General features: G+C 57.8%; 25 protein-coding genes. 12 read left to right on the forward strand and 13 right to left on the reverse strand.

What is annotated here, in order from left to right; translation table 11 throughout:
* Positions 1–107 precede the first annotated feature (107 nt).
* Together HBN79_RS02195 and HBN79_RS02200 are read right to left on the reverse strand one after the other, a co-directional pair.
* Entirely contained in the window at positions 108–512 is a 405-nt protein-coding gene (locus tag HBN79_RS02195) for a flagellar basal body-associated protein FliL (protein WP_095000707.1), read from the reverse strand.
* 62 nt (positions 513–574) lie between these two features.
* Positions 575–946: a hypothetical protein gene (locus tag HBN79_RS02200; protein ID WP_240882209.1), complete on the reverse strand. Its 372-nt coding sequence runs from the start codon at positions 944–946 to the stop codon at positions 575–577.
* Positions 947–1,303: 357 nt separating this feature from the next.
* Between HBN79_RS02200 and glpT the strand changes: the two genes are divergently transcribed.
* Positions 1,304–2,659 (forward strand): glycerol-3-phosphate transporter, encoded by a 1,356-nt coding sequence (gene glpT / locus HBN79_RS02205; RefSeq protein WP_095020106.1) that lies wholly within the window; start codon positions 1,304–1,306, stop codon positions 2,657–2,659.
* On the opposite strand, the gene HBN79_RS02210 is transcribed toward glpT, so the two are convergent.
* Positions 2,656–3,303, reverse strand: coding sequence for a gamma-glutamylcyclotransferase (locus tag HBN79_RS02210; RefSeq protein WP_095000704.1), 648 nt, complete (start codon positions 3,301–3,303; stop codon positions 2,656–2,658). The two genes, glpT and HBN79_RS02210, sit on opposite strands and share 4 nt — an antisense overlap.
* A gap of 314 nt (positions 3,304–3,617) precedes the next feature.
* Here HBN79_RS02210 and HBN79_RS02215 point away from each other — a divergent pair, with 314 nt between their 5' ends.
* The gene (locus HBN79_RS02215; RefSeq protein WP_095025175.1) at positions 3,618–4,100 is read left to right on the forward strand and encodes a sn-glycerol-3-phosphate transporter; all 483 of its coding nucleotides are present in this window, start codon (positions 3,618–3,620) and stop codon (positions 4,098–4,100) included.
* Here the strand turns inward: HBN79_RS02215 and HBN79_RS02220 are convergent.
* From HBN79_RS02220 to HBN79_RS02245, 6 genes are all read right to left on the reverse strand, one after another.
* Entirely contained in the window at positions 4,097–5,065 is a 969-nt protein-coding gene (locus HBN79_RS02220; protein WP_095000702.1) for a CDP-6-deoxy-delta-3,4-glucoseen reductase, read from the reverse strand. The genes HBN79_RS02215 and HBN79_RS02220 overlap by 4 nt on opposite strands.
* The gene (gene ubiD, locus HBN79_RS02225; protein ID WP_095000701.1) at positions 5,065–6,531 is read right to left on the reverse strand and encodes a 4-hydroxy-3-polyprenylbenzoate decarboxylase; all 1,467 of its coding nucleotides are present in this window, start codon (positions 6,529–6,531) and stop codon (positions 5,065–5,067) included. The genes HBN79_RS02220 and ubiD overlap by 1 nt, the downstream gene beginning before the upstream one ends.
* Positions 6,532–6,600: 69 nt before the next feature.
* Entirely contained in the window at positions 6,601–8,595 is a 1,995-nt protein-coding gene (locus tag HBN79_RS02230; RefSeq protein ID WP_169916180.1) for an acyltransferase family protein, read from the reverse strand.
* 121 nt (positions 8,596–8,716) lie between these two features.
* Positions 8,717–9,976, reverse strand: a complete 1,260-nt coding sequence (gene rho, locus HBN79_RS02235; protein ID WP_016783019.1) for a transcription termination factor Rho — start codon at positions 9,974–9,976, stop codon at positions 8,717–8,719.
* 233 nt (positions 9,977–10,209) lie between these two features.
* Positions 10,210–10,539 carry a thioredoxin TrxA gene (gene trxA, locus HBN79_RS02240; RefSeq protein WP_016783018.1) on the reverse strand — a complete coding sequence of 110 codons (330 nt, stop codon included), beginning with the start codon at positions 10,537–10,539 and terminating at the stop codon, positions 10,210–10,212.
* A 120-nt stretch (positions 10,540–10,659) separates the two neighbouring features.
* On the reverse strand, positions 10,660–11,367 hold the full coding sequence (locus tag HBN79_RS02245; RefSeq protein ID WP_169916181.1) for a FadR/GntR family transcriptional regulator: 708 nt from the start codon (positions 11,365–11,367) through the stop codon (positions 10,660–10,662).
* 257 nt (positions 11,368–11,624) lie between these two features.
* Between HBN79_RS02245 and HBN79_RS02250 the strand changes: the two genes are divergently transcribed.
* The 5 genes from HBN79_RS02250 (at position 11,625) to ppx (ending at position 16,131) form a co-directional block, all read left to right on the forward strand.
* A complete protein-coding gene (locus tag HBN79_RS02250; RefSeq protein WP_169916182.1) occupies positions 11,625–12,410 on the forward strand; it encodes a transporter substrate-binding domain-containing protein in 786 nt (261 codons plus the stop codon).
* Positions 12,411–12,431: 21 nt separating this feature from the next.
* Entirely contained in the window at positions 12,432–13,097 is a 666-nt protein-coding gene (locus HBN79_RS02255; RefSeq protein WP_169916183.1) for an amino acid ABC transporter permease, read from the forward strand.
* Positions 13,094–13,744 carry an amino acid ABC transporter permease gene (locus HBN79_RS02260; RefSeq protein ID WP_169916205.1) on the forward strand — a complete coding sequence of 217 codons (651 nt, stop codon included), beginning with the start codon at positions 13,094–13,096 and terminating at the stop codon, positions 13,742–13,744. The genes HBN79_RS02255 and HBN79_RS02260 overlap by 4 nt, the downstream gene beginning before the upstream one ends.
* Positions 13,731–14,456, forward strand: coding sequence for an amino acid ABC transporter ATP-binding protein (locus HBN79_RS02265; RefSeq protein WP_095000695.1), 726 nt, complete (start codon positions 13,731–13,733; stop codon positions 14,454–14,456). Before HBN79_RS02260 ends, HBN79_RS02265 begins: the two co-directional genes overlap by 14 nt.
* A gap of 172 nt (positions 14,457–14,628) precedes the next feature.
* Positions 14,629–16,131: an exopolyphosphatase gene (ppx, locus tag HBN79_RS02270; RefSeq protein ID WP_095000694.1), complete on the forward strand. Its 1,503-nt coding sequence runs from the start codon at positions 14,629–14,631 to the stop codon at positions 16,129–16,131.
* A gap of 61 nt (positions 16,132–16,192) precedes the next feature.
* Here the strand turns inward: ppx and ppk1 are convergent, their stop codons facing one another.
* Positions 16,193–18,430, reverse strand: a complete 2,238-nt coding sequence (ppk1, locus tag HBN79_RS02275) for a polyphosphate kinase 1 (protein WP_169916184.1) — start codon at positions 18,428–18,430, stop codon at positions 16,193–16,195.
* Between the two features lie 454 nt (positions 18,431–18,884).
* Here ppk1 and HBN79_RS02280 point away from each other — a divergent pair, with 454 nt between their 5' ends.
* A complete protein-coding gene (locus tag HBN79_RS02280) occupies positions 18,885–19,505 on the forward strand; it encodes a DedA family protein (RefSeq protein WP_086799407.1) in 621 nt (206 codons plus the stop codon).
* Here the strand turns inward: HBN79_RS02280 and HBN79_RS02285 are convergent.
* Positions 19,483–20,721 (reverse strand): sterol desaturase family protein, encoded by a 1,239-nt coding sequence (locus HBN79_RS02285; RefSeq protein ID WP_169916185.1) that lies wholly within the window; start codon positions 20,719–20,721, stop codon positions 19,483–19,485. The genes HBN79_RS02280 and HBN79_RS02285 overlap by 23 nt on opposite strands.
* A 108-nt stretch (positions 20,722–20,829) precedes the next feature.
* Between HBN79_RS02285 and elbB the strand changes: the two genes are divergently transcribed.
* A complete protein-coding gene (elbB, locus tag HBN79_RS02290) occupies positions 20,830–21,495 on the forward strand; it encodes an isoprenoid biosynthesis glyoxalase ElbB (protein ID WP_095017800.1) in 666 nt (221 codons plus the stop codon).
* On the opposite strand, the gene HBN79_RS02295 is transcribed toward elbB, so the two are convergent.
* Positions 21,496–21,948 (reverse strand): YaiI/YqxD family protein, encoded by a 453-nt coding sequence (locus HBN79_RS02295; RefSeq protein WP_016783011.1) that lies wholly within the window; start codon positions 21,946–21,948, stop codon positions 21,496–21,498.
* A gap of 53 nt (positions 21,949–22,001) precedes the next feature.
* Complete coding sequence (locus HBN79_RS02300) at positions 22,002–23,900, reverse strand: cytochrome c/FTR1 family iron permease (RefSeq protein ID WP_095000690.1); 1,899 nt, start codon at positions 23,898–23,900, stop codon at positions 22,002–22,004.
* A gap of 372 nt (positions 23,901–24,272) precedes the next feature.
* Between HBN79_RS02300 and HBN79_RS02305 the strand changes: the two genes are divergently transcribed.
* The 3 genes from HBN79_RS02305 to lpoB are packed head-to-tail and all read left to right on the forward strand — an operon-like array spanning position 24,273 to position 26,675.
* Complete coding sequence (locus HBN79_RS02305) at positions 24,273–25,670, forward strand: hypothetical protein (RefSeq protein ID WP_095024229.1); 1,398 nt, start codon at positions 24,273–24,275, stop codon at positions 25,668–25,670.
* Between the two features lie 10 nt (positions 25,671–25,680).
* Entirely contained in the window at positions 25,681–26,052 is a 372-nt protein-coding gene (locus HBN79_RS02310; RefSeq protein WP_095000688.1) for a YcfL family protein, read from the forward strand.
* Positions 26,053–26,087: 35 nt separating this feature from the next.
* The gene (gene lpoB / locus HBN79_RS02315) at positions 26,088–26,675 is read left to right on the forward strand and encodes a penicillin-binding protein activator LpoB (RefSeq protein ID WP_169916186.1); all 588 of its coding nucleotides are present in this window, start codon (positions 26,088–26,090) and stop codon (positions 26,673–26,675) included.

A 26,675-nucleotide genomic window follows, 5' to 3' on the forward strand; every position in this document is an offset into this window, starting at 1 on the left:
AGCGGGCTTGCTCGCGACAGCTTCACCTCGACGTATCTGAAGTACCGAGGCGCTTGCATCGCGAGCAGGCCTGCTCCCACACAAAAGCCAAGCCCGTAGCTGCGCCTTTACTGAACGATCAAATTGTTGAACAACAGATCGTCCACCATCGGCTTGCCGGTTTCATCGCTCATCACCTGCCGGATCTGCTTCAAGGCTTCCTGGCGCAGCTTCTCCTTGGCCTCGACACTGCCCAGGGTTTCGCTGGTCTGCTGGGTAAACAACCCCACCAGTTGATTACGAATCAATGGGTCATTGGCTTTGACCGCCCTGGCTGCATCGGCACCCGTCACGCGCAAGGAAATATCAGCCTTGTACACCTTGAGCCTTGAACTGCCATCCAGACCGTAGTTACCCACAAATGGCGGGCTCAGACTGATGTAGCTGACCTTGTCGCCACCTTCCTGCGCCTCTTCCCCGACCGCCGCCATCGGCAAAGCCAGGGCCAGCATCAACATGATCCACGCTTTCACAATTCGCTCCTTCATTCGGTGTGGAGGCAAGCATACGGGGCTGCTTGAGGGCCTATCTAGCGTTATCGGCCAGCGGGTGACTTACTTGTGCCTGTGGTTGCCATCAGCAGTTTCTGAACGCTCGCGGGCAACATGTCCACAAATGGACGACTGCCTATGCGCCGGCAGGTCTTGACCACCTTTTCCACATCCCTTGATAGCTCGTACATGGCAGTCGATAGCTGGTCGCGTGAATACAGCCCGTCCTCAAACCCTTCAATCAACCGGTTGCGGGTTTGCCTGAACAGCGTCAACTCAGCCAGAGGCAGGTCGACCCCGCGACGCATATAGCCCCTGATTTCCCGGTTTAACTTCAGGCAGGTGACACTGTTGATATCTGGCGCAGGTTCGCCAGCCCACGCAGTAAACGCCACAAACCCCAGCACAAGCTTCATAGCCTTCCCCAGCGGCGCACCCCATAGGGCTGCAAAGGGGAAATTCTATTGATGTGCAGGCCAATAGCTCAGTCCTGGAGCTCCGATTCCAGCGTGGGATTGCTCCTATTGAACTTGCATTTAAACCCTACGAAAACATTTGTTGCCGCTGTATTCGCCGAGCCTGTGGATAGTTTTCAGATAGACCCGAGCAGCGAAGCCAGCCTGTATGGGGTTTTATACCCAAGCGACATGTTCATAAGCGAAAATCGCATGTGGGATTTTTCCTTCAGCTCTAAAGGGTAAGGCCTGTCATTTTCAGTAACGAAAATGTAACGTTCGGCACCGCCGATATAACAAGAAATTTGGAGCTCTTGAATGTTTGCTTTTTTCCGACCTGCCGTACACCAGGCGCCTCTGCCTGAAGAAAAAATAGACAGCACTTACCGACGACTTCGCTGGCAAATCTTTGCCGGTATCTTTTTTGGCTATGCGGGTTACTACCTGCTGCGCAAAAACTTCTCTCTGGCCATGCCCTACTTGATCGATGAGGGCTACACCCGAGGTCAACTGGGTGTAGCAATGTCAGCGATTGCCATTGCCTACGGCTTATCCAAGTTCCTCATGGGGCTGGTGTCCGACCGCTCTAACCCGCGCTTCTTTTTACCCTTTGGCTTGATGATCTCAGCGGGAGTGATGTTCATTTTCGGTTTCGCACCTTGGGCAACATCCAGCGTGACCATGATGTTCATTTTGCTGTTTATCAACGGCTGGGCGCAGGGCATGGGTTGGCCTCCCAGTGGCCGTACCATGGTGCACTGGTGGTCGCAGAAGGAACGCGGCGGTGTGGTATCGGTGTGGAACGTGGCCCACAACGTGGGCGGTGGTCTGATCGGCCCGCTGTTTTTACTGGGTATGGCCTGGTTCAACGACTGGCACGCGGCCTTCTATGTGCCTGCCACGGTGGCGCTGCTGGTGGCGCTGTTTGCGTTTGTCACCATGCGCGACACCCCACAGTCCGTTGGTTTGCCGCCGATCGAGCAGTACAAGAATGATTACCCGGCGGGTTACGACGCCAGCCATGAAGACGAATTCAGCGCCAAAGAGATCTTCGTCAAATACGTGCTGCGTAACAAAATGCTCTGGTATATCGCCCTGGCCAACGTGTTCGTCTACCTGCTGCGCTACGGCGTGCTGGACTGGGCGCCGACCTATCTGAAGGAAGCCAAGCACTTCACGGTGGACACCACCTCGTGGGCTTACTTCTTCTACGAGTGGGCGGGAATTCCGGGCACGCTGCTGTGCGGCTGGATGTCAGACAAGATTTTCCGCGGCAATCGCGGGCTGACCGGCATTGTCTTTATGTCGCTGGTGACCGTCGCAACCCTGGTTTACTGGCTTAACCCGCCAGGCAACCCGACCGTGGACATGATCGCGCTGTTTTCAATCGGCTTCCTGATTTACGGGCCGGTAATGCTGATCGGTTTGCAGGCACTGGAACTGGCACCGAAGAAAGCCGCAGGTACTGCCGCAGGCTTTACAGGGCTGTTCGGCTACCTGGGTGGCTCGGTGGCGGCCAGTGCGGCCATGGGCTATCTGGTTGACCACTTCGGTTGGGATGGCGGCTTTGTGCTGCTGATCAGCGCGTGCCTGCTGGCCATCGCATTCATGATCCCGACGCTGCGCCACAAGAACCAGGCCAGCGAAGAACGTGCGATAACCGCTCCCGCTTAAGGCGCAATCGGTACGCAGCGCTTGAGCCGCGCCTCCAGGTTTCGATCTGGCATGGCGTGGCTGCGCAGGGCACTTACGGTCTGCTCGACATAATCGCGAGTAGTGCCGTAGCGCCCGCTGGCGTTGGCCAACACCTGGCTCAACACGTCATCCGGCAGGTTGCCCGCATAGCTGGGTAAATGCCGCTCCAGCACAAAGCCCAGGGCCTGCACCTGACTGCCATCGTCCAGTCTGCACGTCAGCCAGTGCGGGCGATACGAGGGCACCGGCATTTCGCGAAGCCACAAGGCATGCAGTGAGGCGTCCAGGTTTTCTTCCGGCAAGCGATAGGCAAAGCCACTGCACGACCCCCCTCGATCCAGACCAAAAACCAGACCTGGCCACTGCGGTGTGCCGCGATGCTCGTGAGACCACAGATACAGCCCGCGATGGTAGCCATGCACCCGCCCACGCACGCGCTCGACCGCCGTGCACTCAGGGCGCCAGATCAATGAACCATAAGCAAATAACCAGACCGGCCCGCCCTGATGGCGCGCCATGGTGCTGTGCACGGAGTTGAGCAGTTGCTCTGGAGTCAACGGTGCCCCGAGATCAAGCTGCGGGGGGTAGATCGAGTTTAAACCAGCAGATTCAATAACAGTCATAACGGGGAAATGGATCCTGCAAACATGACGTAACAGAAACTAATCCACCAATCTTATATCACTGCACACTCAATGATCTGGCCAACCGGACAGGCTGCTGACAGGCGCGAAACAGGATAATCAAGCCAGCGACTCAAACCAGGCGAGAATCGGTTACGCGCCAAATAAGCACAAACACCCAATAAGAAAAAGAAAATTCCTACAAGCATATATGACATTGCTTAGGTACTGCCTACACCAATTAAAACAGGATAGGTACCTCTGGATAGCTGTGCACCCTACGCACACTTCAAATAACCACCAGAAGGTGCAAAATGCGAAAAAAAGTTCTCTGCTACTGTTTACCGATACTTGCATACGCCAGCACAACCCTGGCGCAAGACAATACAACACAGGACGACAAAGGGTTCTGGTATCTGCAAACCAGCGTGTATACCCGGCACTTTTCACCTGACTCCAAGCACAACAACAATCAGGACTTGATTGGCATTGAACGCAATGAAGATTCGGGGCTGGTCTATGGAGTGGCCACCTTTCGCAACTCATTCAGCCAGCGATCGTTTTACACCTACGCGGGCAAACGCTTTGATAGCGACACTTATCCTGTTTACTTGAAGTTGACGGGCGGCCTGCTGCAAGGTTACCGCGGCGAGTACAAGAACAAGATTCCCCTCAATCGCTTCGGCATTGCGCCGGTGATCATTCCCTCAGTCGGCGCCCACTACGGCCCGGTAGCCGCCGAGCTGGTGTTGCTCGGCTTCAATGCCGCCATGATTACCACTGGCGTGCGGTTTTAAGGTCGTGGGCAGTAGGCAAACACGTCGGCACGCATCTGGTGCGCGTCCATGCCGGCAGCTACCAACGCGTCGAGAGTACCGTAGATCATCGCTGGCGAACCGCTGGCATATACATGCACACTGGCCAGATCGCTGATGTCTTCGCACACGGCTTCATGCAGCATGCCGCAGCGCCCTTCCCAACCACACAAATCACTCACTACCTTATGCAGGAACAGGTTGGGGGTTTTCTCCCATTCAGCCCATTCATCCAGGGTGTAGAAGTCTTCCGGGCGACGCACGCCCCAGTACAAATGCACCGGATGCTTGAAACCCTTGGCACGGCAATGTTCGATCAGGCTGTGCATTTGCGCCATGCCGGTGCCCGCCGCGATCAGCACCAACGGCCCGTCCGGCAATTCAGACAAGTGCGTGTCACCAAACGGCAGCTCCAGGCGAACCATCCTGTTGCGCTGCAACTGCTCGATCAGCTTGCGGGCGCTGTCTTCACGCACCAGTACATGCAACTCCAGGTCGCGCCCCGAGTGCGGTGCGCTGGCCAGCGAGAATGCCGACTTGTCACCGTTTTCACGCTCCAGCATCACGTATTGCCCGGCGTGATAACGCGGCGGCTTGCCCGCAGGTGCGCGCAAGCGCACCCGCCACACATCGCCCCCCATATCGACACACTCGGTCAACTGACACGCCAGGCTACGCACCGGTAATTCTCCCAACGCAAGCACGCCATCCCATAACACCACACAGTCTTCAAGCGGGGCCGCCAGGCAGGTATAAAACTCGCCATGATCACGCACGTCTCCCGCCTGCTCGACCTGGCCTTCAACCAGCAAGGCCGCACACACGTGGCAATTACCATTGCGACAGCTCTGCGGGCATTCATAGCCCAGACGCTGCGCCGCATCCAGAATTCGCTCGCCAGGCAAGGTTTCCAGTACCGCACCTGAAGGCTGCAAGGTTACACGCATCAATCTATTCCTAATTGATTCCAGATGTCATCGATCCGGCGAGTGACCGCCTCATCCTTGACGATGACCCGACCCCATTCACGGGTGGTTTCACCCGGCCATTTGTTGGTTGCATCCAGGCCCATCTTCGAACCCAGGCCGGAAACCGGTGAGGCAAAGTCGAGATAGTCGATTGGCGTGTTGTCGATCATTACCGTGTCGCGCTTGGGGTCCATACGCGTGGTAATGGCCCAGATGACGTCGTTCCAGTCGCGGGCATTGATGTCGTCGTCAGTCACGATAACGAATTTGGTGTACATGAACTGGCGCAAAAACGACCACACACCCAGCATTACGCGCTTGGCGTGCCCCGGATACTGCTTTTTCATGGTCACGATGGCCATGCGGTACGAGCAGCCTTCGGGCGGCAAGTAGAAGTCGGTGATTTCAGGGAACTGCTTTTGCAGGATCGGTACAAACACTTCGTTGAGCGCCACGCCCAAAATTGCCGGCTCATCCGGTGGACGGCCGGTGTAGGTGCTGTGATAGATCGGTTTGACCCGATGAGTGATGCGCTCGACAGTAAACACCGGGAAGCTGTCCACTTCGTTGTAGTAACCGGTGTGGTCGCCGTACGGGCCTTCGGGCGCCATCTCGCCAGGGTGGATCACGCCTTCAAGGATGATCTCGGCAGTGGCCGGCACTTGCAGGTCGTTGCCGCGGCACTTCACCAGTTCGGTACGATTGCCCCGCAGCAAGCCGGCAAAAGCGTATTCCGACAGGCTGTCGGGCACCGGGGTCACGGCGCCAAGAATGGTCGCCGGGTCTGCGCCCAGGGCCACGGATACCGGGAATGGCTGGCCGGGGTGTTTTTCGCACCAGTCACGGTAGTCCAGTGCACCGCCTCGGTGGCTCAACCAGCGCATGATGACCTTGTTGCGGCCAATCACCTGCTGACGATAGATACCGAGATTCTGCCGGTCCTTGTTAGGGCCTTTGGTCACGGTCAGGCCCCAGGTAATCAGGGGCGCCACGTCGCCAGGCCAGCAATGCTGCACCGGCAGCATGGCGAGGTCTACGTCATCCCCCTCAATGACCACTTCCTGGCACACCGCGTCCTTGACGACTTTCGGCGCCATGGCAATGATCTTGCGGAAGATCGGCAACTTGGACCACGCATCCTTCAGACCTTTAGGCGGCTCGGGCTCCTTGAGGAACGCCAGCAGCTTGCCGATTTCCCGCAGCTCGCTGACAGACTCGGCGCCCATGCCCATTGCCACGCGCTCTGGCGTGCCGAACAAATTGCCGAGCACCGGAATCGTGTGGCCAGTCGGGTTTTCGAACAGCAAAGCCGGGCCTTTGGCACGCAGCGTGCGGTCGCAGATTTCAGTCATCTCCAGGACTGGAGAAACGGGAATCTGGATGCGTTTCAATTCTCCGCGCTGCTCTAGCTGCTGCACGAAATCCCGAAGATCCTTGAATTTCATTGACGGTGGCACCCCTAAAATAGGCGTACATCCTACCTGCTATGCCGGCCGCTGGCAGCTTATCGCTGCTCAGCGGGCGGTATTGGCCTGCTCCGGGGCACGCAACGCCAGATCATCGAACAGCGGGGCCAATGCCGGGAGAACCAGGCGAGCGCCGATTTCGGACAAGTGATTGTCATCGGTATACAACGAATGACCGTCCTGTTCGGCCCGGCACAACCCCGAGGCATCACACAGCTGCGGGGTCGGGTCCAGTACCTGCACATTGGAATCAGCAGCCGCGATATCGGCAAACAGCCGGTTGATAAACGCTTTTTGCCTGAGGTGGTCTTCAACCGGCATGCCGACTTCGGCGGTTGGCTGGTGCAGCATCGCCAGGCGGCTCAGGCGGTACGGCGGATTGAACGGTTGCAACGGCGCCTCCTTCATCAGCCATACGCGGTACCCGGCCTTGCGCAATTGCTCGACCTTCGCCCGCAAGCCATCGGCCAACCGTTGTTCGGCGACCGCGCGGTTATAGTGGCCATTGCCATCGCGCAACGCATGGCCGTGATCGCCCTTGGCATCGCCATACAAGTACAGGCTCCAGCGGGCTACCAACAGGATGTCGCGCACTGGCTCGGTCGCCAGGGTGCGCTCGACACGACGGTTGTAATCGGCGCACCGCGTACCGTGCTCCAGCCCCTCAAGCGGCAGGCAACCGGCCGAGCTGGCCAACATCACATTGACGCCATGCTCGCGGGCGCTTTCTTCCAGTGCCGGGATCAGGGCCGTGGCGTGGCTGTCGCCCCACACCAGCAACTGAGCCGGCGCGGTGGGCGATTGTCCGTAACGGCAGAACGGCGTGTCGGCCGGGCTCTTGTCATCGGTGATGCAGGCCATCAGCTCAGGTCGCCATTCGCTGGCCCGCGCATATTGCAACGCCTGCTCGGACAAACGCGACGGCAGGCCATCGGTCCAGCGCAGCGCCTGGCCGGCGATACCCAACACCAGAATGCCCAAGCCCGCCGCGACGAGAATCTGACGACGGCCAGCCAATATTCGACGCTCACGAAACGGCGTTTCGACAAAACGCCAGGACAGATAGCCGAGGATCAACGTCAGCGCAATCAACCCGCCCGTCAGCACGGGACCAAACTCCTCCGCGCCGGCATAACTGCCAAACACGAAAACCGGCCAGTGCCACAAATACCAGGAATAGGAAATCAGCCCGAGCCCGACCATTAGCCGCGTGCTCAACACACGCCCGACCCAGGTGCTCTGATGCTCATTGGCCCAGATCAGGGCCACCACGCCCAGCACGGGCAGCAACGCTGCGGCACCCGGGAACGGTGTGCTGTTGTCATAGCCGAACACGGCAACAAGAATCAGCCCCATGCCCAACAGGCTGATAGCTTGCGCTGCCGCCGGGGTCAGGCGCTTCTGGCTGGCAGGCGCAATCGCCAGCATGGCACCGGCCAGCAGTTCCCATGCCCGCATCGGCAACAGGAAAAACGCTTTCTCGGGATGCTGGGCCACGGCCCAGACGCTGAGCCCGAACGACACCAGCAACAGGCTGAACAAAGCCAGCCGCCAGTGCTTGAATCGGCTGGACAGCAGGGTCAGCAGCAAGGGAAAGACAATATAGAACTGTTCCTCAACCGCCAGCGACCAGGTATGCAGCAGCGGTTTTAGATCGCTGGCCGCATCGAAATAGCCCTCCTGGCGCATAAACAGCAGGTTGGAAACGAACATCACCTGGTAGCGCACCGAACGCCCCAGCTCTTCGTAGTCCTTGGGTGCCATCAGGAACCAGCCCACAGCCAGCACGGCGGCCATCATCACGAACAAGGCCGGCAGGATTCGCCGCGCGCGACGGGCCCAAAACTCGACAAAACTGAAGCGTGCCGCCTCACGCTGGCGCCAGATGATCGAGGTAATCAAATAACCGGAAATGACGAAGAACACATCGACGCCAACGAATCCGCCTGAAAAACCCGGCACACCAAAGTGGAACAGTACTACGGCAATCACGGCAACAGCTCGCAGGCCATCAATGTCCCTGCGATAAACAAGAGAAGTCATATACGCTCAATTTCGCTAATACATTGTTTTTATTGACCGAAGTTAAGCACAAACCTTCCTTTTTTTTGGCATAAAAAAAGGCGCCCTCGCGGGGCGCCTGATTTTTGTGCGAGAAACCGTGTTACTTGCGTTTCATCGACAAGAAGAACTCATCGTTAGTCTTGGTCTGCTTAAGCTTGTCGACCAGGAACTCGATGGCTGCAACTTCGTCCATCGGGTGCAACAGCTTGCGCAGGATCCACATGCGTTGCAACTCGTCGTCTGCAGTCAGCAACTCTTCACGGCGGGTACCGGAGCGGTTGATGTTGATCGCAGGGAAGACGCGTTTTTCAGCGATCTTGCGGTCCAGAGGCAGTTCCATGTTGCCAGTGCCTTTGAACTCTTCGTAGATCACTTCATCCATCTTCGAGCCGGTTTCAACCAGCGCGGTAGCGATGATGGTCAGCGAGCCGCCTTCTTCGATGTTACGCGCAGCACCGAAGAAACGCTTTGGCTTCTCAAGGGCGTGAGCATCGACACCACCGGTCAGTACCTTGCCGGAGCTCGGGATAACGGTGTTGTAGGCACGGGCCAGACGGGTGATGGAGTCGAGCAGGATCACCACGTCCTTTTTGTGTTCGACCAGGCGCTTGGCCTTCTCGATCACCATTTCGGCAACCTGCACGTGGCGGGTTGGTGGCTCGTCGAAGGTGGAAGCAACCACTTCGCCGCGAACGGTACGCTGCATTTCGGTTACTTCTTCAGGGCGCTCGTCGATCAACAGAACGATCAAGTGCACTTCAGGATTGTTACGCGAAATGTTCGACGCGATGTTCTGCAGCATGATGGTCTTGCCCGCTTTTGGCGGAGCAACGATCAGACCACGCTGACCTTTACCGATCGGAGCACAGAGGTCGATCACGCGACCGGTCAGATCTTCGGTGGAACCGTTACCGATTTCCATCTTCATGCGTACGGTCGGGAACAACGGGGTCAAGTTCTCGAAGAGAATCTTGTTTTTCGCGTTCTCGGGACGATCGTAGTTGATCGTGTCGACTTTCAGCAGTGCGAAGTAACGCTCGCCTTCTTTTGGCGGGCGGATTTTACCGACGATGGTGTCGCCGGTGCGCAAGTTGAAGCGTCGAATCTGGCTAGGCGAGACGTAGATATCGTCAGGGCCTGCCAGGTACGAGGCGTCAGCGGAGCGAAGGAAGCCGAAGCCGTCCTGGAGAATCTCCAGCACGCCATCACCGGAGATTTCCTCGCCGCTTTTCGCGTGCTTTTTGAGCAGGGAGAAAATCACGTCCTGCTTGCGCGAACGGGCCATATTTTCTATGCCCATCTGTTCGGCCAATTCGAGCAGTTCGGTAATCGGCTTTTGCTTGAGTTCAGTCAGGTTCATATAGGAATGACGTAATCATTTATGGGGAGGGAAATTAAGCTTTGGGCTTAATGAGGCCGCGCCGCAGAGAAGGCGACAGGATCGCGTACTAATTCGATAAGGAGTGCGTCGGCGACGGCTTGCAGGGGGCAATGGAGAAACCAGTGCGGGGCCGAATGTACCACTTGAGTTTCATAGCGTCTAGTCCTTGAGCCATGAAAAAGCCCCGCATTTAGCGGGGCTTTTATCGACGCTTAGATATTGGCGTCGAGGAATGCAGCCAACTGCGACTTCGACAGCGCACCGACCTTGGTGGCTTCAACGTTGCCGTTCTTGAACAGCATCAGCGTAGGAATACCGCGTACGCCGTGCTTGGCCGGGGTTTCCTGGTTTTCATCAATGTTCAGCTTGGCAACAGTCAGCTTGCCTTTGTAAGTCTCTGCGATCTCGTCCAGAACCGGCGCGATCATTTTGCAAGGGCCACACCATTCAGCCCAGTAGTCGACCAGTACAGCGCCTTCAGCCTTGAGAACATCGGCCTCAAAGCTAGCGTCGGTGACGTGTTTAATAAGATCGCTGCTCATGGAAGTCTCCGTGGTTGTAAGCAAAAACGTAGCACATCATAGCTGTCATCACCGCGTTCAGGAAGGTGAGGGACGATTGACTCTCACTATAGTGGTGCATGAGTGCAGATATCGCCCGTTTCAGGAGCCGTCGGGGGTGACGAAGGCAATCCCGGTTCGCGAGGCAGCCTGGCGAATGTGCTCGCTCATGGCCTTTTGTGCAGGGCCGCTGGCATGACGGGCCAGGGCCCGGAGGATTTTGCGGTGCTCCTGCCAGGTTTCCATGGCCCGCTCCGGGCGGATAAACGGCAGCTTCTGGCTTTCCAGAAAAATATCGCCACGGGTGATCAGCATAGTGGCCATTGCCTGATTGCCACTGGCACGCAGGATCAGTTGATGGAACTCGAAGTCCAGCTGCGCGGCACGCTCAAAATCCCCGGCGCGTAACTCATGGCGCATTGCCTCGACATTGTCCTGCAACACATCCAGTTGGTCGCGGGTCAAGCGCACCGCCGCCAGCCCCGCAGCGAAACCTTCCAGTGCGTATCGCAGCTGGAAAATATCCTGCGGGCAGGCCTGGGCTGCATAGGGCCAGTCCGTAACCGGAACAACCGGGTCATCTGCTTGCGCGGCCTGCACATACACGCCTTTACCCGGCTGCACACTGATCACGCCCAGGGCACTGAGCGAAGATAACGCCTCGCGCAGCGATGCCCGGCTGACCCCCAACTGCACCGCCAGCTCGCGCTGCGACGGCAAGGCATCTCCCGGCGCAAAAGCGTTTTCGGCGATCAATTTACGAATGGCCAGCAATGCCACTTCGGGTACGGCCCGTGCGCTTGAATTCATCACAAATCGGCTTGATCGGCTCAGGAAAGGCGTAGTTGTAAAGCTATTGCCAACGCTCGGCAAGTCACGCCCCAAGCCGGTTCAAGCCCTGTGAGAAACGCCCGATAGAGGTGCAAAAAACGTCATCACTGTTCAGACCAGTCAGACCGCCGCATGCCTTCTGAAATCAGCCCTGGCGGTCATAAAAGCCCTGTTGGCATGGCCTGTGCTCTGGCTCAACGGCGCACACCACCGCGCGCCCTTTCCGGAGAATTGCCATGACCCAGCGTTACAGCGCCTTGATTTGCGCCTTGTTCGCCAGCCTGATGCTGAGCCAGGCCCCGGCCCACGCCAGTGACCTCGATGAGGTGATGGCACGCGGCACCCTCAAGGTCGCAGTCCCCCAGGATTTTCCGCCCTTCGGCTCGGTCGGCCCGGACATGCAGCCTCGCGGGCTGGATATCGACACCGCCAAATTGCTGGCCGATCAGCTCAAGGTCAAACTTGAACTGACGCCCGTAAACAGCACCAACCGTGTGCCCTATCTGACCACCGGCAAAGTCGATGTAGTGATTTCCAGCTTGGGCAAAAACCCGGATCGTGAAAAAGTCATCGATTTTTCCCACGCTTATGCGCCGTTCTACCTTGGCGTATTTGGCCCGCCAGACGCGCAGATCAAGACCCTGGATGACCTCAAGGGTAAAACCATCAGCGTGACCCGTGGCGCCATCGAAGACATCGAACTGACCAACGTGGCGGCAGCCGGCGTGACCATCAAACGCTTCGAAGACAACAACTCGACCATCGCCGCGTATCTGGCAGGCCAGGTGGACCTGATCGCCAGCGGCAACGTGGTGATGGTCGCCATCAGCGAACGCAACCCCAAGCGCATCCCGGCCATGAAACTCAAGCTCAAGGATTCACCGGTCTACGTCGGCGTGAACAAGGGTCAGCCCGAGTTGCTGGACAAGGTGAACCAGATTCTGGCCACGGCCAAGGCTGACGGCAGCCTGGAAAAAAACGCGCTGCAATGGCTTAAAGAGCCGCTGCCAGCTGACCTCTGACACTTTGCGACGGGGTCAATCATGGCTTATCAGTTCGACTTTTTACCGGTGCTGCAAAACAGCGACCTGTTATTACGCGGCGCCCTGTATACCCTTGAACTGACAGCGATCGGCACAGTATTCGGCGTCAGCCTGGGGATTGTCGGCGCCGTGGTCCGGGCGTGGAATATTCGACCTTTCGCTGCGTTGTTCGGGTTGTATGTCGAGTTGATCCGCAACACGCCGTTTCTGGTGCAGCTATTTTTTATCTTTTTCGGCTTGCCGGGCCTGGGTGTGCATATCAGCGAGTGGCAGGCCGCGGTGCTGGCGATGGTGATCAACCTGGGTGCCTATTCCACGGAAATTATCCGCGCAGGTATTCAGGCGATCCCCAAAGGTCAGCTGGAAGCAGCATCGGCACTGGCCATGAGCCGATTCGAGGCGTTCCGCCATGTGGTCCTGCAACCGGCGCTGGCCAAGGTTTGGCCAGCTCTGAGCAGCCAGATCATCATCGTGATGCTCGGCTCGGCGGTCTGCTCGCAAATTGCCACTGAAGAGCTGAGCTTTTTTGCCAATTTCATTCAGTCACGCAATTTTCGCAGCTTCGAAACCTACGTCCTGACCACCCTGATTTACCTGTGCATGGCCTTGTTGATCCGCCAGTTACTGAACTGGTTCGGCCGCCGCTACCTGAGCAGGAGTCGCTGATGGATTTCACGTTCTGGGACATCGTGCGTAACTTGCTGACGGGTTTGCAGTGGACAGTCGCCCTGTCTCTTGTTGCGTTTATCGGCGGCGGCTTTATCGGCTTGCTGGTGTTGCTGATGCGCATTTCCAAAAGCCGCTTCGCCCGCACTCTGGCGCGCGGTTATATAGAGCTGTTCCAGGGTACGCCCCTGCTGATGCAGCTGTTTTTGATCTTCTTTGGCATTGCCCTGCTGGGCATCGATATTTCGCCGTGGATGGCCGCGGCCCTGGCGCTGACATTGTTCACCAGTGCCTACCTGGCCGAGATCTGGCGCGGCTGCGTCGAGTCGATTGCCCACGGCCAGTGGGAGGCCTCGGCCAGCCTGGCACTCAGCCCGCTGGAGCAATTGCGCTACGTGATCCTGCCGCAAGCCTTGCGGGTCGCCATCGCGCCGACCGTCGGCTTTTCGGTGCAGGTCATCAAAGGCACTGCCGTGACCTCGATTATTGGATTCACCGAATTGACCAAGACCGGCAGCATGCTGGCCAATGCCACCTTCGAGCCTTTCATGGTCTATGGCCTGGTGGCTCTGGGTTACTTCCTCTTGTGCTACCCCCTGTCGCTCAGTGCGCGCTATCTGGAAAGGAGACTGCATGCCTCTGCTTAGAGTTACCGCCCTGCATAAATACTACGGCGACCACCACGTGCTCAAAGGCATCGACCTGACGGTCGAACAGGGCCAGGTGGTCGCTATCATTGGCCGCAGCGGCTCGGGCAAGAGTACCTTGCTCAGAACCCTGAACGGGCTGGAGTCCATTAACGACGGGGTGATTGAGGTCGATGACGAATACCTGGATGCCGCCCGCGCAGACTTGCGAAGCCTGCGCCAGAAGGTCGGCATGGTGTTTCAGCAGTTCAATCTGTTCCCGCACCTGAGCGTGGGCGAAAACGTCATGCTGGCCCCGCAAGTGGTGCAAAAGGTGCCCAAAGCCAAGGCCGCCGAACTGGCGCGCCAGATGCTGGAACGGGTGGGGCTGGGCGACAAGTTCGACGCCTTCCCGGAGCGCCTGTCGGGCGGTCAACAGCAGCGGGTGGCGATTGCCCGGGCTTTGGCCATGTCACCCAAGGTGCTGTTGTGTGATGAGATCACTTCGGCCCTCGACCCGGAGCTGGTCAATGAAGTGCTCAGCGTGGTGCGCCAATTGGCCCGTGAAGGCATGACGCTGATCATGGTCACCCACGAGATGCGTTTTGCCCGTGAAGTTGGCGACAAACTGGTGTTTATGCACCAGGGCAAGGTGCATGAAGTGGGTGACCCCAAAGTGCTGTTCGCCAACCCGCAAACCCCGGAACTGGCGAATTTCATCGGAACGTTGTAGTCACTGACGAGGTACGAGGCTACGGGAATCGTAGAGCCTGAAAACACGAGGCCTCGGATAACAGCTAACCTCATTGCTTTCGTGCTCCACATCAAGGCAGGTGATATCACGCGTTGGCGCGAGCCTTTGATCGTGGCACGATGGCCGGGTTATCGACCGAGACCCCTCAACCATGCCCCAATCCCAAGCAAGGAATCCGTCCCTGATCGCCGCCATTGATCTGGGTTCTAACAGCTTTCACATGGTGGTGGCCAAGGCCCAGAACGGCGAAATCCGCATACTTGAGCGTCTTGGTGACAAGGTGCAGTTAGCTGCCGGCATCGACGAAGAACGCAAGCTCAGCGAAGAATCCATGCAGCGCGGGCTCGATTGCCTCAAGCGTTTCGCCCAACTGATCAACGGTATGCCGTTGGGTGCCGTGCGTATTGTGGGAACCAACGCATTGCGCGAGGCGCGCAACCGCAACGAGTTTATCGTGCGTGCCGAAGAGATCCTGGGTCACACCGTTGAAGTGATTTCCGGTCGTGAAGAAGCGCGCCTGATCTACCTGGGTGTGTCCCACACCCTCGCCGACACGCCGGGCAAACGCCTGGTGGCCGACATCGGCGGCGGCAGTACCGAGTTCATCATTGGCCAGCGTTTTGAGCCCCTGCTACGCGAAAGCCTGCAAATGGGCTGCGTCAGCTTTACCCAGCGCTATTTCCGCGACGGCAAGATCACCCCGGCACGCTACGCCCAGGCCTACACGGCTGCGCGCCTGGAAATCATGAGCATCGAGCACGCCCTGCACCGCCTGACCTGGGATGAGGCCATCGGCTCTTCGGGTACCATTCGGGCCATTGGCCTGGCGCTCAAGGCGGGCGGTCATGGTAACGGCGAAGTAAACGCCGAAGGCCTGTCCTGGCTCAAGCGCAAGCTGTTCAAGCTGGGCGACGCGGACAAGATCGACTTCGAAGGCATCAAGCCCGACCGTCGCGCCATCTTCCCGGCCGGGCTGGCGATTCTTGAAGCAATCTTCGACGCCCTTGAACTGCAACGTATGGATCACTGTGACGGCGCCCTGCGCGAAGGCGTGCTGTACGACCTTCTGGGCCGCCATCACCACGAAGACGTGCGTGAGCGCACCCTCAGCTCGCTGATGGACCGTTACCATGTCGATCGCGAGCAAGCGGCACGGGTTGAACGCAAGGCGCTGCGCGCCTTCGATCAAGTGGCCAAGTCGTGGGGCCTCAAGGACGGTGTATGGCGTGAACTGCTGAGCTGGGCGGCCAAGGTGCATGAAGTCGGGCTGGACATTGCCCACTATCATTACCACAAGCACGGCGCCTACTTGATAGAGCACTCCGACCTGGCTGGTTTCTCACGCGAAGACCAGCAAATGCTCGCGCTGCTGGTGCGCGGCCATCGTCGCAACATTCCTAAAGACAAGTTCGCCGAATTTGGCGAAGACGGCATCAAGCTGATTCGCCTGTGCGTGCTGTTGCGCTTTGCGATCCTGTTCTACCACATCCGTGGCAACCAGGAAGCCTCGCAGGTGAAGCTGCGCGCCGAGGGCGATCACCTGGACGTAATCTTCCCCGACGGCTGGCTGGAACAGAACCCGCTGACCCAGGCTGACTTCGAACAAGAAGCGCAATGGCTGACCCGGGTCGGAATTGTGCTGACGGTTTCCTGACCGGGCACAACTCAAACCAACTGTGGGAGCGAGCAGGCTCGCTCCCACAGTCGTTACAGCGTTATACCGATGGCCCGGTACTCACGGCCAGTACCGGCAGGCTCAGACGCTCAAGCAGCGTGGCTTGCGCACTGCGCGAGTTCTGGTTGCCCGTTGGCGTATTGCGGATATACCGCCCGTCCGACTGAAGGCTCCAGCTGTGGGTGTTGTCCGTCAGATAGCACTCAAGCTCCTTCTTGACCCGCAGAATCAGCTTTTTACCCTCGACCGGGAAGCACGTCTCAACACGCTTATCGAGATTGCGCTCCATCCAGTCGGCACTCGACAGGAACATCTGCTCCTCGCCGCCATTGAGGAAGTAGAACACCCGTGTGTGCTCCAGGAAGCGACCGATGATCGAACGCACATGAATATTGTGCGAAACGCCGGCAATCCCGGGACGCAGGCAGCACATCCCGCGTACCACCAGATCAATACGCACGCCGGACTGACTGGCCTTGTACAGCGCACGGATGATTTTCGGATCGGTCAGCGAGTTGAACTTGGCGATGATATGCGCCGGTTTGCCTTCAACAGCGAACTGGGTCTCGCGGGCAATCATGTCCAGCATGCCCTTTTTCAAAGTGAAAGGCGCATGCAGCAGTTTTTTCATGCGCAGCGTCTTGCCCATGCCGATCAACTGGCTGAACAACTTGCCGACGTCTTCACACAGCGCGTCGTCGGAGGTCAGCAAGCTGTAGTCGGTGTAAAGCTTGGCGTTGCCGGCGTGGTAGTTGCCGGTACCCAGATGCGCGTAACGCACGATCTCCCCCGCCTCACGGCGCAGAATCAGCATCATCTTGGCGTGGGTCTTGAAACCGACTACGCCATAGATCACCACCGCACCGGCAGCTTGCAGGCGACTGGCCAGTTGCAGGTTGGACTCTTCGTCAAAGCGCGCACGCAACTCGATCACCGCGGTCACTTCTTTACCGTTACGCGCCGCATCAACCAGCGCATCAACGATTTCCGAGTTGGCGCCGCTGCGGTACAGGGTCTGGCGTACGGCCAGCACATGCGGATCCTTGGCAGCCTGGCGAAGCAAGTCGACGACCGGAGTAAACGACTCAAACGGGTGCAGCAGCAAGATGTCCTGTTTGCTGACCACGCTAAAAATGTTCTCGCTGTTCTGCAACAGCTTGGGAATCGCCGGGGTAAACGGCGTGTATTGCAGCTCAGGGTGGCTGTCGAGGCTGGTGATGCTGAAAAGGCGTGTCAGGTTGACCGGACCATTGACCTGATACAACTCGGTCTCATGCAGGCTGAACTGCTTGAGCAGGTAGTCGGACAGATGCTTGGGGCATGTGTCGGCCACTTCCAGGCGTACGGCATCGCCGTATCGACGCGAGAACAACTCGCCACGCAGCGCACGGGCCAGGTCTTCAACATCTTCGGTATCAACCGCCAGATCGGCGTTACGGGTCAGGCGGAACTGGTAGCAACCTTTCACCTTCATGCCTTGAAACAGGTCATCGGCGTGGGCGTGAATCATCGACGACAGGAACACATAGTTGTCGCCTGCCCCACCCACGTCTTCAGGCAGTTTGATCACGCGTGGCAACAGACGCGGTGCCGGGATGATCGCCAGGCCTGAATCACGACCAAAGGCATCGATGCCTTCCAGCTCGACGATAAAGTTCAGGCTCTTGTTCACCAGCAACGGGAACGGGTGCGTCGGGTCCAGGCCAATCGGCGTGATGATCGGCGCGATTTCGTCGCGGAAGAACTTGCGTACCCACGCCTTGATCTTGGTGTTCCAGTGCCGGCGACGGATAAAGCGCACCTGATGCTTTTCAAGCTCGGGCAACAGAATGTCGTTGAGGATCGCGTACTGGCGATCCACATGGCCGTGGACCAGTTCGCTGATGCGGGCCAGCGCCTGATGCGGCTGCAAGCCATCGGCACCGGCCTGCTCACGGGCGAAGGTGATTTGTTTTTTCAGGCCTGCGACACGAATTTCGAAAAACTCATCCAGGTTGCTGGAGAAAATCAGCAGAAACTTCAAGCGTTCAAGCAGCGGATAGGACTCATCCAGCGCTTGTTCCAATACGCGAATGTTGAACTGTAATTGCGACAACTCACGATGGATGTACAGGCTGCTGTCATCAAGGCCAGGAACGGCAATCGCCGGATGCACCGCCGCGTGCGACTCGGCCGCAGCAGGCGCATGGGCTTGCTGTTCAGGCGGGGTTTCAGGGACTGGCTCAACAATCGGCTGAGCTTCAGTGGCAACGATTTCAGCAAGTCCTTCGGTATTCATTGAATGTTCCTGTAAGAGCGGGTTTGACTCTCGTAACAGTTAAGCGACACCAGCAGTCAAGTTGTCAGAATGCCATCAACGCCTGTGGGTTTAAACCGCTCCCGGGCGCTTTATGCGGGCCAGAGACTGGTTAGAGGCCGATTTGTCGAAATTGTTTCCTGATCAACCGACGCAGACACTGCGGGAGCGGACTTGCTCGCGATTCAAACACCGCAGAGTTTCAGATTGACTGAGTCAACCCCATCGCAGTCAAGCCAGCTCCCACAGGTTCGAAGCAATAATCACCTGCGCGCATGGTTATAACGCTTCGCCATGAACACTAGATGACAACGCTAATGATGTAGGTCAAATACACATGATTTGTAGGACTTGTTAACGCAAAGTCACATTTCGATACTTTCCCGAACGTCCCTTAAGGCGTAGGCTGCGCGTTCATTTCGCCAGCATCCAGACAATGCTCCAACAATTTCTTCAAGAATTCGGCTACTTCGCCCTGTTTCTAGGGACGTTCTTTGAAGGTGAGACCATTCTGGTTCTCGCAGGCTTCTTGGCGTTCCGCGGATACATGGACCTCAAACTGGTCATGATCGTGGCATTCCTCGGCAGTTATGCCGGAGATCAGCTGTGGTACTTCCTGGGGCGCAAGCACGGCCGCAAACTGTTGGCGCGCAAACCGCGCTGGCAACTTATGGGCGACAAGGCGCTGGAGCACATTCGCAGGCACCCGGATATCTGGGTCCTGAGTTTCCGCTTCGTCTACGGCCTGCGTACCGTCATGCCCGTGGCAATCGGCCTGTCAGGCTACCCTCCGGGCCGCTATTTGCTGCTCAACGGCATTGGTGCGGCCATCTGGGCCATTGCCCTGGCTACCGCCGCCTATCACTTTGGCGCCGTGCTCGAAGGCTTGCTGGGCAACGTCAAGAAATATGAGCTGTGGGTGCTCGGTGCCCTGCTCCTGATCGGCCTGTGCCTGTGGGCCCGCCGCCGCTTCAAGAATGCACGCCTGGCCAGACAGACCGCTCTTGAAGAGAAAAACAAGAGCAACGCCGAAGTCAGCAACCCGCCAGCCGAGTGATACGGTTTCTGCACACGTAGAGCCCCATCACGCTCAACAGGGTGTAACTGGACAGGCCGACCCAGCCCAATGCGCTGGCCGGCCACAGACCGGCCACAGGGGCCAGCCAGACCAGTGGCAGGTTGAGCGCCAGGCGCAGCCACTCAAGTTTCAGCGCCCAGGGCCGGTTCTCCAGACCTGCCCCCAGCACAAACAGCCCCAACGCCATATACCCCCAGCCCAGCATCAGCGCCTGGGGCGACAACGTCTCGCCCAGATTCAGCAAATAACTGCCCAGCGCCAGATAAACTGCAAATTGCGCCGCGATATACACCTGTTGGCGCCGTGCCAGTGGCACCTCGAATTTTACAAACCGGCTCAGGTCCGGCTTGTTTATCGGGTACTTCGCCGCTACATCCGCCGGACGCCAGCCCGTGGGCATAAACCAGATCCTCAGCTTGTCCCGCCAGCGCTCGGTGCGCTGCGCATCAGCCAGCAACTGGCCATAGAACTGCCAGTTGGCCCACAGCGGATTCCAGCTTTGCAGCGGCGTGGTCACGCCGAAAATCACCGGCTCGGCGTCGTCTTCTTCCTGAAAAGTGCCGAACAAACGGTCCCAGACAATGAACACTCCACCGTAATTGCGATCCATATACAGAGCATTCTGCGCATGGTGAGCCCGATGATTGGAAGGTGTCACAAACAACCACTCGAACCAGCCCAGCTTGGGCACATGGCGGGTATGGACCCAGAACTGATAGAGCAGGTTGACGGTGGCCACGGTGACAAATACCGGCAGCGGCACACCCAGCACCGCCATTGGCAGGTAAAAGACCCAACCAAGCACAAACCCGGTGCTGGTTTGGCGCAGGGCGGTGGACAGGTTGTAGTCTTCGCTCTGATGATGCACCGAATGCGCGGCCCAGAGCACGTTGCGCTCATGCCCCAGGCGGTGGTGCCAGTAGTAGCAAAAATCGTACAAGACAAACGCAAACAGCCACACCCACAGGCTGTCTTCGGGCAATTGCAGCAGCGCCAGATATTTCAATGCCAGCGCGTAGGTGATCAGCCCCACGCCTTTGGTCAGCAAACCGGTGGTGGTCGACAGCACACCGGCGCTCAGGCTGCTGATAGTGTCAGCCAGGCGATAGGTGTGCATTGCGCGCCAGCGGTCGGCCAGCAGCTCGACAGCAATCAGCACAAAGAAAAACGGTACGGAATACAGAATCAGCTTCATGGCACACCCCGAGCGGTATTCCATCAAGCGTAGGCGCACTTGCTGCGAAACCCTATGGCATCAAGCGCCAAATCAGGCGACATTAATGCCATGAACAAGGAGATCGACATGACCACTAAAAAAGTTGCCGTGATTCTTTCCGGCTGCGGCGTCTATGACGGCGCCGAGATCCACGAAAGCGTGATCACCCTGCTACGCCTGGACCAGCGCGGCGCCAAAGTACAGTGCTTTGCCCCCGACATTGCACAACTGCATGTCATCAACCACCTGACCGGCGAGCCAATGCCCGAGTCACGCAACGTACTGGTGGAGTCAGCGCGGATTGCCCGGGGCGAGATCAAGGATGTTCGTGAGGCCAAGGTCGAGGATTTTGACGCCCTGATCATACCGGGCGGGTTTGGTGCCGCCAAAAACCTCTCCAGCTTTGCCACCGATGGTGCTGCGTGCTCGGTTCAGGCTGATGTGCTGAGCCTGGCCGAAGCCTTTGCCGAAGCTGGCAAACCGATTGGCCTGATGTGCATCTCACCTGCCATTGCCGCCAAGATTTATGGCCCAGGCGTGATCTGCACCATCGGCACCGACGCAGATACCGCTGCAGCCGTCACCAAAATGGGTGGCACCCACCAAGAGTGTGAAGTGTCGGAAATTGTCGAGGACAAGGCCCGCAAGCTGGTCAGCACCCCGGCCTATATGCTCGCCAAATCCATCAGCGAAGCAGCGTCAGGGATCAACAAGATGGTTGACCGCGTGCTTGAGCTGACGCAAAAAAACTGATCAACCCCGTGCCAGCCGGGTCAGGATACGGTCCAGGGCATTGGCGAACGCCTGCTTGTCGCGTTCGCCATAGGCACCCTGCCCGCCGCTGACCTGGCCTTGCTCGCGCAGATCGGTAAACAGATTACGCACCGCCAGGCGCTCGCCCATGTTTTGCGGGTCAAACTCCTTGCCGCGCGGGTCCAGCGCGGCAACGCCCTTTTTGACCAGCCGGTCGGCCAACGGCACATCGCTGCAAATCACCAGTTCGCCGGGCACGGCGTGCTCCACCAGATAATCATCCGCCGCATCCGGGCCGCTGGGCACCACAATCAGTTTGACCAGGGCGTAGGTCGGTTTGATCTGGCTCTGCCCTGCCACCAGCACCACCTCAAACTGACGCTTGAGAGCGAACTTGATGACCTGATCCTTTGCCGCCTTGGGGCAGGCGTCTGCGTCGATCCAGACACGCATAGAGAATTGCTCCTGAGTGTTGCCGCTCCCACTGAGGGGAGGTGTATAAGGATTTAAGAAGCCTGCACCCGACGCTTTTCCGCCAGTTTGCTACGGCCGTACAACACGATAATTGCCAAAATGGCTACGGCCTGCGCACTCAGCGAGTACGCATCTGCATGAATACCCAGCCAGTCGAAGTCGAAGAACGCGACAGGCCGCGTGCCAAAGATGCCCGCCTCTTGCAGCGCTTTCACGCCATGCCCGGCGAATACCACCGACAGGGCGCAGAGCAAAGCCGCGTTGATGCTGAAAAACAGCGCCAATGGCAATTTGGCCGAGCCACGCAGGATGATCCACGCCAGGCCCATCAGCAAGACCAGTGCCGTGGCGCCGCCCGCCAGTACCGCGTTGTGGCCCGCCGGGCCGGCTTGCAGCCACAGGGTTTCGTAGAACAGGATCACTTCGAACAGTTCGCGGTACACCGAAAAGAACGCCAGTATCGCGAAGCCAAAACGACCGCCACCGCTGACCAGGCTGCTTTTGATGTAATCCTGCCACGCGGCGGCGTGACGACGGTCGTGCATCCATACCCCCAGCCACAGCACCATGACGCTGGCGAACAACGCAGTACAACCTTCCAGCAGTTCACGCTGGGCACCGCTGACGTCAATCACATAGGCCGCCAGCGCCCAGGTCGCCAGCCCGGCCACCAGGGCCAGACCCCAGCCGACGTTGACACTGCGCACCGCCGATTGCTGGCCGGTATTGCGCAGGAAAGCCAGGATCGCGGCCAGCACCAGAATTGCTTCCAGGCCTTCACGCAGCAAAATCAGCAGGCCGGAGATATAGCTCAAAGTCCAGCTCAGGCCATCGCTGCCCAGCAGCCCGGCAGATTCCTTGAGCAAGACTTTGGCCGCTTCCAGTCGCTGCTCGACCTGCTCGATCGGCAAGCCGTCCTGCAGCGATTGCCGATAGGCCATCAGGGCTTTTTCAGTGTTTTTGCGCACATTGGCGTCAACGTTATCCAGCGAGCTTTCAACGAGTTCAAAACCTTCCAGATAAGCCGCCACCGACAGGTCGTAGGCTTGCTCACGGTCACCGGCGCGGTAAGCCGCAAGGCTTTTATCCAGGGTGGCGCTGGTGTAGTCGAGCAGCTGCGCCGGGCCGCGTTTGACTTGCGGCGGCTGCGCCCGCTGGGCACGGAACGTTGCGGTCGCCTCGGGGCCTTCAGCCGCCAGCACTTCATTCGGGGTTTGACGGGCAAGGTCCGCCAGGTTGTAGGTTTTGTCTGCCTTGCTGGCACTCGGGTCGGCACTCAGCCCGGCGATGTAGGTGGCCAGGTCCCAGCGCTGACGCTCGTCCAGCTGATCAGCAAACGAAGGCATATCGGTGCCTTCAACCCCCAGGCCAAGGGTGTTGTAGATCGCGTAGAGGCTCAGCCGGTCCAGGCGCTGCGCGTCACGCAGGTTCGCAGGCGGCGGCGTCATACCGACACTGGCAGGGCCGTCACCGGCGCCGGTTTCACCGTGGCACACCGAGCAATGCTGGGCATACAAGGGTGCGCCACGGGTAGGGTCAGGGGTAATGGCGGGGGCCTGGCTGACCTCGTAGGCCACCGCCAGTTTGGCACCCAACTGACGTGCTTCATGCGCAACGGCGGTGCCGTCTACACGCTGTTCGATGGCGCTTTGCAGGGCGTTCACGCCTTGCAGCAGCTCCTCACGCTCAGGGCGTTGCGGCAAGTCCGCGAGCAGGCCTTTGAGCACGGCCAGAAACTCGAGTTGCTCGCGGTATTCGGTCTCATCAATAACCTTGCCGTTTTCAACTGTAGGCGGATAGTCAGCACCAATGTAGTCAATCAGGTGCAGCGCTTGTGAGGCGCCTTCCGGGGTGTTGGCAGAGGCAACAAGGCTGCACAACGCGAGCACGGGCAACAATAGCCATGCCAAAAAACGCGAGCGGGAGGTCATCGATCAATCCGGATGGAAATGAGAAGTAACATATTGTTTACCGTTACTGGCCGCCGACTCAAGGCCCTCGTATGCGATCGCGCCGTAAATCAGCGAATTGCAATTCTGCGATTGAACTGGCTAAACATAGCGAGCCTTGCAGATTGATAGCCCCTTTATTGCAAGTGCTTGTGGGTTAACTATCGCCACAAATGTAGGCAATTTCCCAAAGTGATTAAACACAGCCATCACGCCCTGATTAAGGCTACTTCCCCTCCGCCGACGCTGCTAAAAATACCGATCCTTCACCACAACTGATCACCCGTACTCGGGCCCGGTCTCTGCGGTATCGACAAGTATTTATGGTTTACACGCCCGGGGACACTCATACCCATGACCGCTCGCGCCCTTAACGCTCTCATTTTGAGCGTGCTCACCTTACTGACTGGATGCTCGGTATTTCGTAGTTATGACAGCGAACTGCAAGCCACCAACCAGCAGTTGTCGGCTGGCAATGTCGATGGCGCACTGGTCCTGCTCGAACAAAACAACAGCAGCCAGAACAAAGACCTTCTCTACTACCTGGAAAAAGGCGAGTTATTGCGCGCAAAGGGCGACCTTGCTGCAAGCCAGAAGGCATGGCGCAACGCTGACAAATTGATATATGCCTGGGAGGAGTCGGTCAGGCTCGATACCGCCAGGTACCTCGCACAGTTCTCCAGTTTTCTGGTCAACGACAAAGTCCGCCGCTATGAAGGCCATGACTACGAGAAAGTCTGGTTGAGTACGCAAATGGCTCTGAATCTGTTGAACCTTAACGATTTCGAAGGTGCCCGCACGGAAATCAAAAAAACCCATGAACGCGAAGCCCTGATCACTGAACTTCGGGACAAGGAATACTTGAAACGTGAGCAGGAAGCAGAACGCAGGGGAGTACGGGCCCGGCTCAAGGATCTGCGTGGCTACCCGCTGGAAAGTCTTGATGCACCCGACGTACTGGAGCTGAAAAATAGTTATCAGAGCGCCTTTAGTCATTATTTGGCGGGCTTTGTTTACGAGGCTTTGGGAGAACGAAGCCTTGCCGCACCAGGCTATCGAAAGGCCGCAGAACTGCGACCCAACACACCTCTGATCGAGCAAAACCTGCTGAACCTGGACAAACCAGAGACCAGCAGCGATGAAAGCGAAGTTCTGATAGTGCTGCAAAATGGCTTTGCACCGGCGCGAGACTCAATACGTCTCCCACTGCCATTAACCATCAGCAACAACCTCGTCATTACGCCGCTGTCATTTCCGGTGATCAGGCCTTACACCCCCAATACGCCCCTCACCCATGTCGTCGTCAACGGCCAGCTTCATCCCCTCACCTTGCTTAACACCACCACGACCATGTCGCGTCGCGCCCTGCGCGATGAACTGCCGTGGATCCTCCTGCGTAGCAGCGCGCGGGCTGTCACTCGAGGCGTCGCACAAAAACAACTCAATGACGACAACCCGCTGGCCGGCCTGCTTCTGGGAGTTGCTTCGACTGTTCTGGAAGACGCGGATACGCGCACCTGGCGCACCCTGGCAGACAACACATATGTGGTGCGTTTACGCCTCAACCGTGGTGAGCATCAAATTAGTCTGCCCGACATCCCGGGCAGTACGCCGATACGCATAAGGGCCGAACGCGGCTATCAGGTCATCACGATACGCACGATCGGTAATCGCGTTTTCCACCATGCCGCCGCTGGCAGTACTACACCCGTCACCCCCCCGCTGGCTTTCATAAGCCGACAAAAACCCTGAGGAACCCACGATGCGATATTTGCTCTCGGGCGCTCTGGCGCTGTTTTTACTGATCGGCTGCGCCACACCGTCACCTCCACAACCCAACAGTGCAGCAAGCAAGATTACGGTCATGGGCAAGTTCAAACATATCTCTGCCGGAGCGATCCGCGTAGCGCGTGTAAATGGCTTCATGACCGTAAACGCCCAGATGACCAACACCAGCCGCCACAACCGAATGGTTTATTACCGATTTACCTGGCTGGGCAAGGACGGTTTTCCCGTTGCCAATGAAGAAGGCTGGAAAACCATCACCCTGTACGCCAAACAAAACACTTTTATTCCTGCTATTGCACCAGTGCCTCAAGCCAGGGATTTCCGCCTGGAAGTGAAAACCCCCTGAGCCTGTAGCCTTTGTCACACCTGGAGAGCTATTCCATGCTTGCACTCACTTCATTACTCGCCCTTATGCTGATTCTGATCAGCGGGTGTTCCAACACTTCGCCAGTCATCGGCGGCAAAAACATAACTTATGGCGACACCAAGGCTGTGGAACTGATCACCAATGAGTTTGGCTCGACTGACCTGCAGATGATCGCCGAAAGCATGACACGTTCCCTTGCTCAGTCCGGCATTCTTCAGGGAAGGCCGGTGGTACAGGTCTACGATGTGAAAAACAAAACCAGCGAGTACATCGATACCCGCCAGATAACCACGTCGATAAAAACCCAACTGATGAAAACCGGCACCGTTCGTTTTGCGAGCGACAACACCGACATGCAAAGCCAGGTCGACCAACTTCAGTTGCAAAACCAAAGCGGCCTGTACAAAAAAACGACGATCAGCAAGACCGGTAACATGATCGCAGCCAAATACCGCCTCGAAGGCTCCATTACCTCGATTGTGAAGCGCAGCAAGGACTTCAAAGATGTTTTCTACACATTCAACCTGCAACTGGTCGATCTCGAAAGCGGCCTGGCGGAATGGATGGACGACAAAGAAATCCGCAAAACAACGGAGCGCTAA

The sequence above is a fragment of the Pseudomonas sp. WS 5051 genome (genome assembly GCF_012985715.1).
GTDB classification, from domain to species: Bacteria; Pseudomonadota; Gammaproteobacteria; order Pseudomonadales; family Pseudomonadaceae; genus Aquipseudomonas; species Aquipseudomonas bubulae.

Excerpts from the sequence above, each read along its gene's own strand:
- elbB (WP_095017800.1), top strand. The coding sequence starts at position 20,830 with ATGACCACTAAAAAAGTTGCCGTGATTCTTTCCGGCTGCGGCGTCTAT.
- HBN79_RS02250 (WP_169916182.1), top strand. The coding sequence starts at position 11,625 with ATGACCCAGCGTTACAGCGCCTTGATTTGCGCCTTGTTCGCCAGCCTG.
- HBN79_RS02280 (WP_086799407.1), top strand. The coding sequence starts at position 18,885 with ATGCTCCAACAATTTCTTCAAGAATTCGGCTACTTCGCCCTGTTTCTA.
- HBN79_RS02305 (WP_095024229.1), top strand. The coding sequence starts at position 24,273 with ATGACCGCTCGCGCCCTTAACGCTCTCATTTTGAGCGTGCTCACCTTA.
- HBN79_RS02220 (WP_095000702.1), bottom strand. The coding sequence starts at position 5,065 with ATGCGTGTAACCTTGCAGCCTTCAGGTGCGGTACTGGAAACCTTGCCT.
- HBN79_RS02200 (WP_240882209.1), bottom strand. The coding sequence starts at position 946 with ATGAAGCTTGTGCTGGGGTTTGTGGCGTTTACTGCGTGGGCTGGCGAA.
- trxA (WP_016783018.1), bottom strand. The coding sequence starts at position 10,539 with ATGAGCAGCGATCTTATTAAACACGTCACCGACGCTAGCTTTGAGGCC.
- HBN79_RS02210 (WP_095000704.1), bottom strand. The coding sequence starts at position 3,303 with ATGACTGTTATTGAATCTGCTGGTTTAAACTCGATCTACCCCCCGCAG.
- HBN79_RS02295 (WP_016783011.1), bottom strand. The coding sequence starts at position 21,948 with ATGCGTGTCTGGATCGACGCAGACGCCTGCCCCAAGGCGGCAAAGGAT.
- HBN79_RS02215 (WP_095025175.1), top strand. The coding sequence starts at position 3,618 with ATGCGAAAAAAAGTTCTCTGCTACTGTTTACCGATACTTGCATACGCC.
- ubiD (WP_095000701.1), bottom strand. The coding sequence starts at position 6,531 with ATGAAATTCAAGGATCTTCGGGATTTCGTGCAGCAGCTAGAGCAGCGC.
- HBN79_RS02285 (WP_169916185.1), bottom strand. The coding sequence starts at position 20,721 with ATGAAGCTGATTCTGTATTCCGTACCGTTTTTCTTTGTGCTGATTGCT.
- glpT (WP_095020106.1), top strand. The coding sequence starts at position 1,304 with ATGTTTGCTTTTTTCCGACCTGCCGTACACCAGGCGCCTCTGCCTGAA.
- HBN79_RS02265 (WP_095000695.1), top strand. The coding sequence starts at position 13,731 with ATGCCTCTGCTTAGAGTTACCGCCCTGCATAAATACTACGGCGACCAC.
- HBN79_RS02310 (WP_095000688.1), top strand. The coding sequence starts at position 25,681 with ATGCGATATTTGCTCTCGGGCGCTCTGGCGCTGTTTTTACTGATCGGC.
- lpoB (WP_169916186.1), top strand. The coding sequence starts at position 26,088 with ATGCTTGCACTCACTTCATTACTCGCCCTTATGCTGATTCTGATCAGC.
- HBN79_RS02230 (WP_169916180.1), bottom strand. The coding sequence starts at position 8,595 with ATGACTTCTCTTGTTTATCGCAGGGACATTGATGGCCTGCGAGCTGTT.
- ppx (WP_095000694.1), top strand. The coding sequence starts at position 14,629 with ATGCCCCAATCCCAAGCAAGGAATCCGTCCCTGATCGCCGCCATTGAT.
- rho (WP_016783019.1), bottom strand. The coding sequence starts at position 9,976 with ATGAACCTGACTGAACTCAAGCAAAAGCCGATTACCGAACTGCTCGAA.
- HBN79_RS02300 (WP_095000690.1), bottom strand. The coding sequence starts at position 23,900 with ATGACCTCCCGCTCGCGTTTTTTGGCATGGCTATTGTTGCCCGTGCTC.
- HBN79_RS02245 (WP_169916181.1), bottom strand. The coding sequence starts at position 11,367 with ATGAATTCAAGCGCACGGGCCGTACCCGAAGTGGCATTGCTGGCCATT.
- HBN79_RS02255 (WP_169916183.1), top strand. The coding sequence starts at position 12,432 with ATGGCTTATCAGTTCGACTTTTTACCGGTGCTGCAAAACAGCGACCTG.
- ppk1 (WP_169916184.1), bottom strand. The coding sequence starts at position 18,430 with ATGAATACCGAAGGACTTGCTGAAATCGTTGCCACTGAAGCTCAGCCG.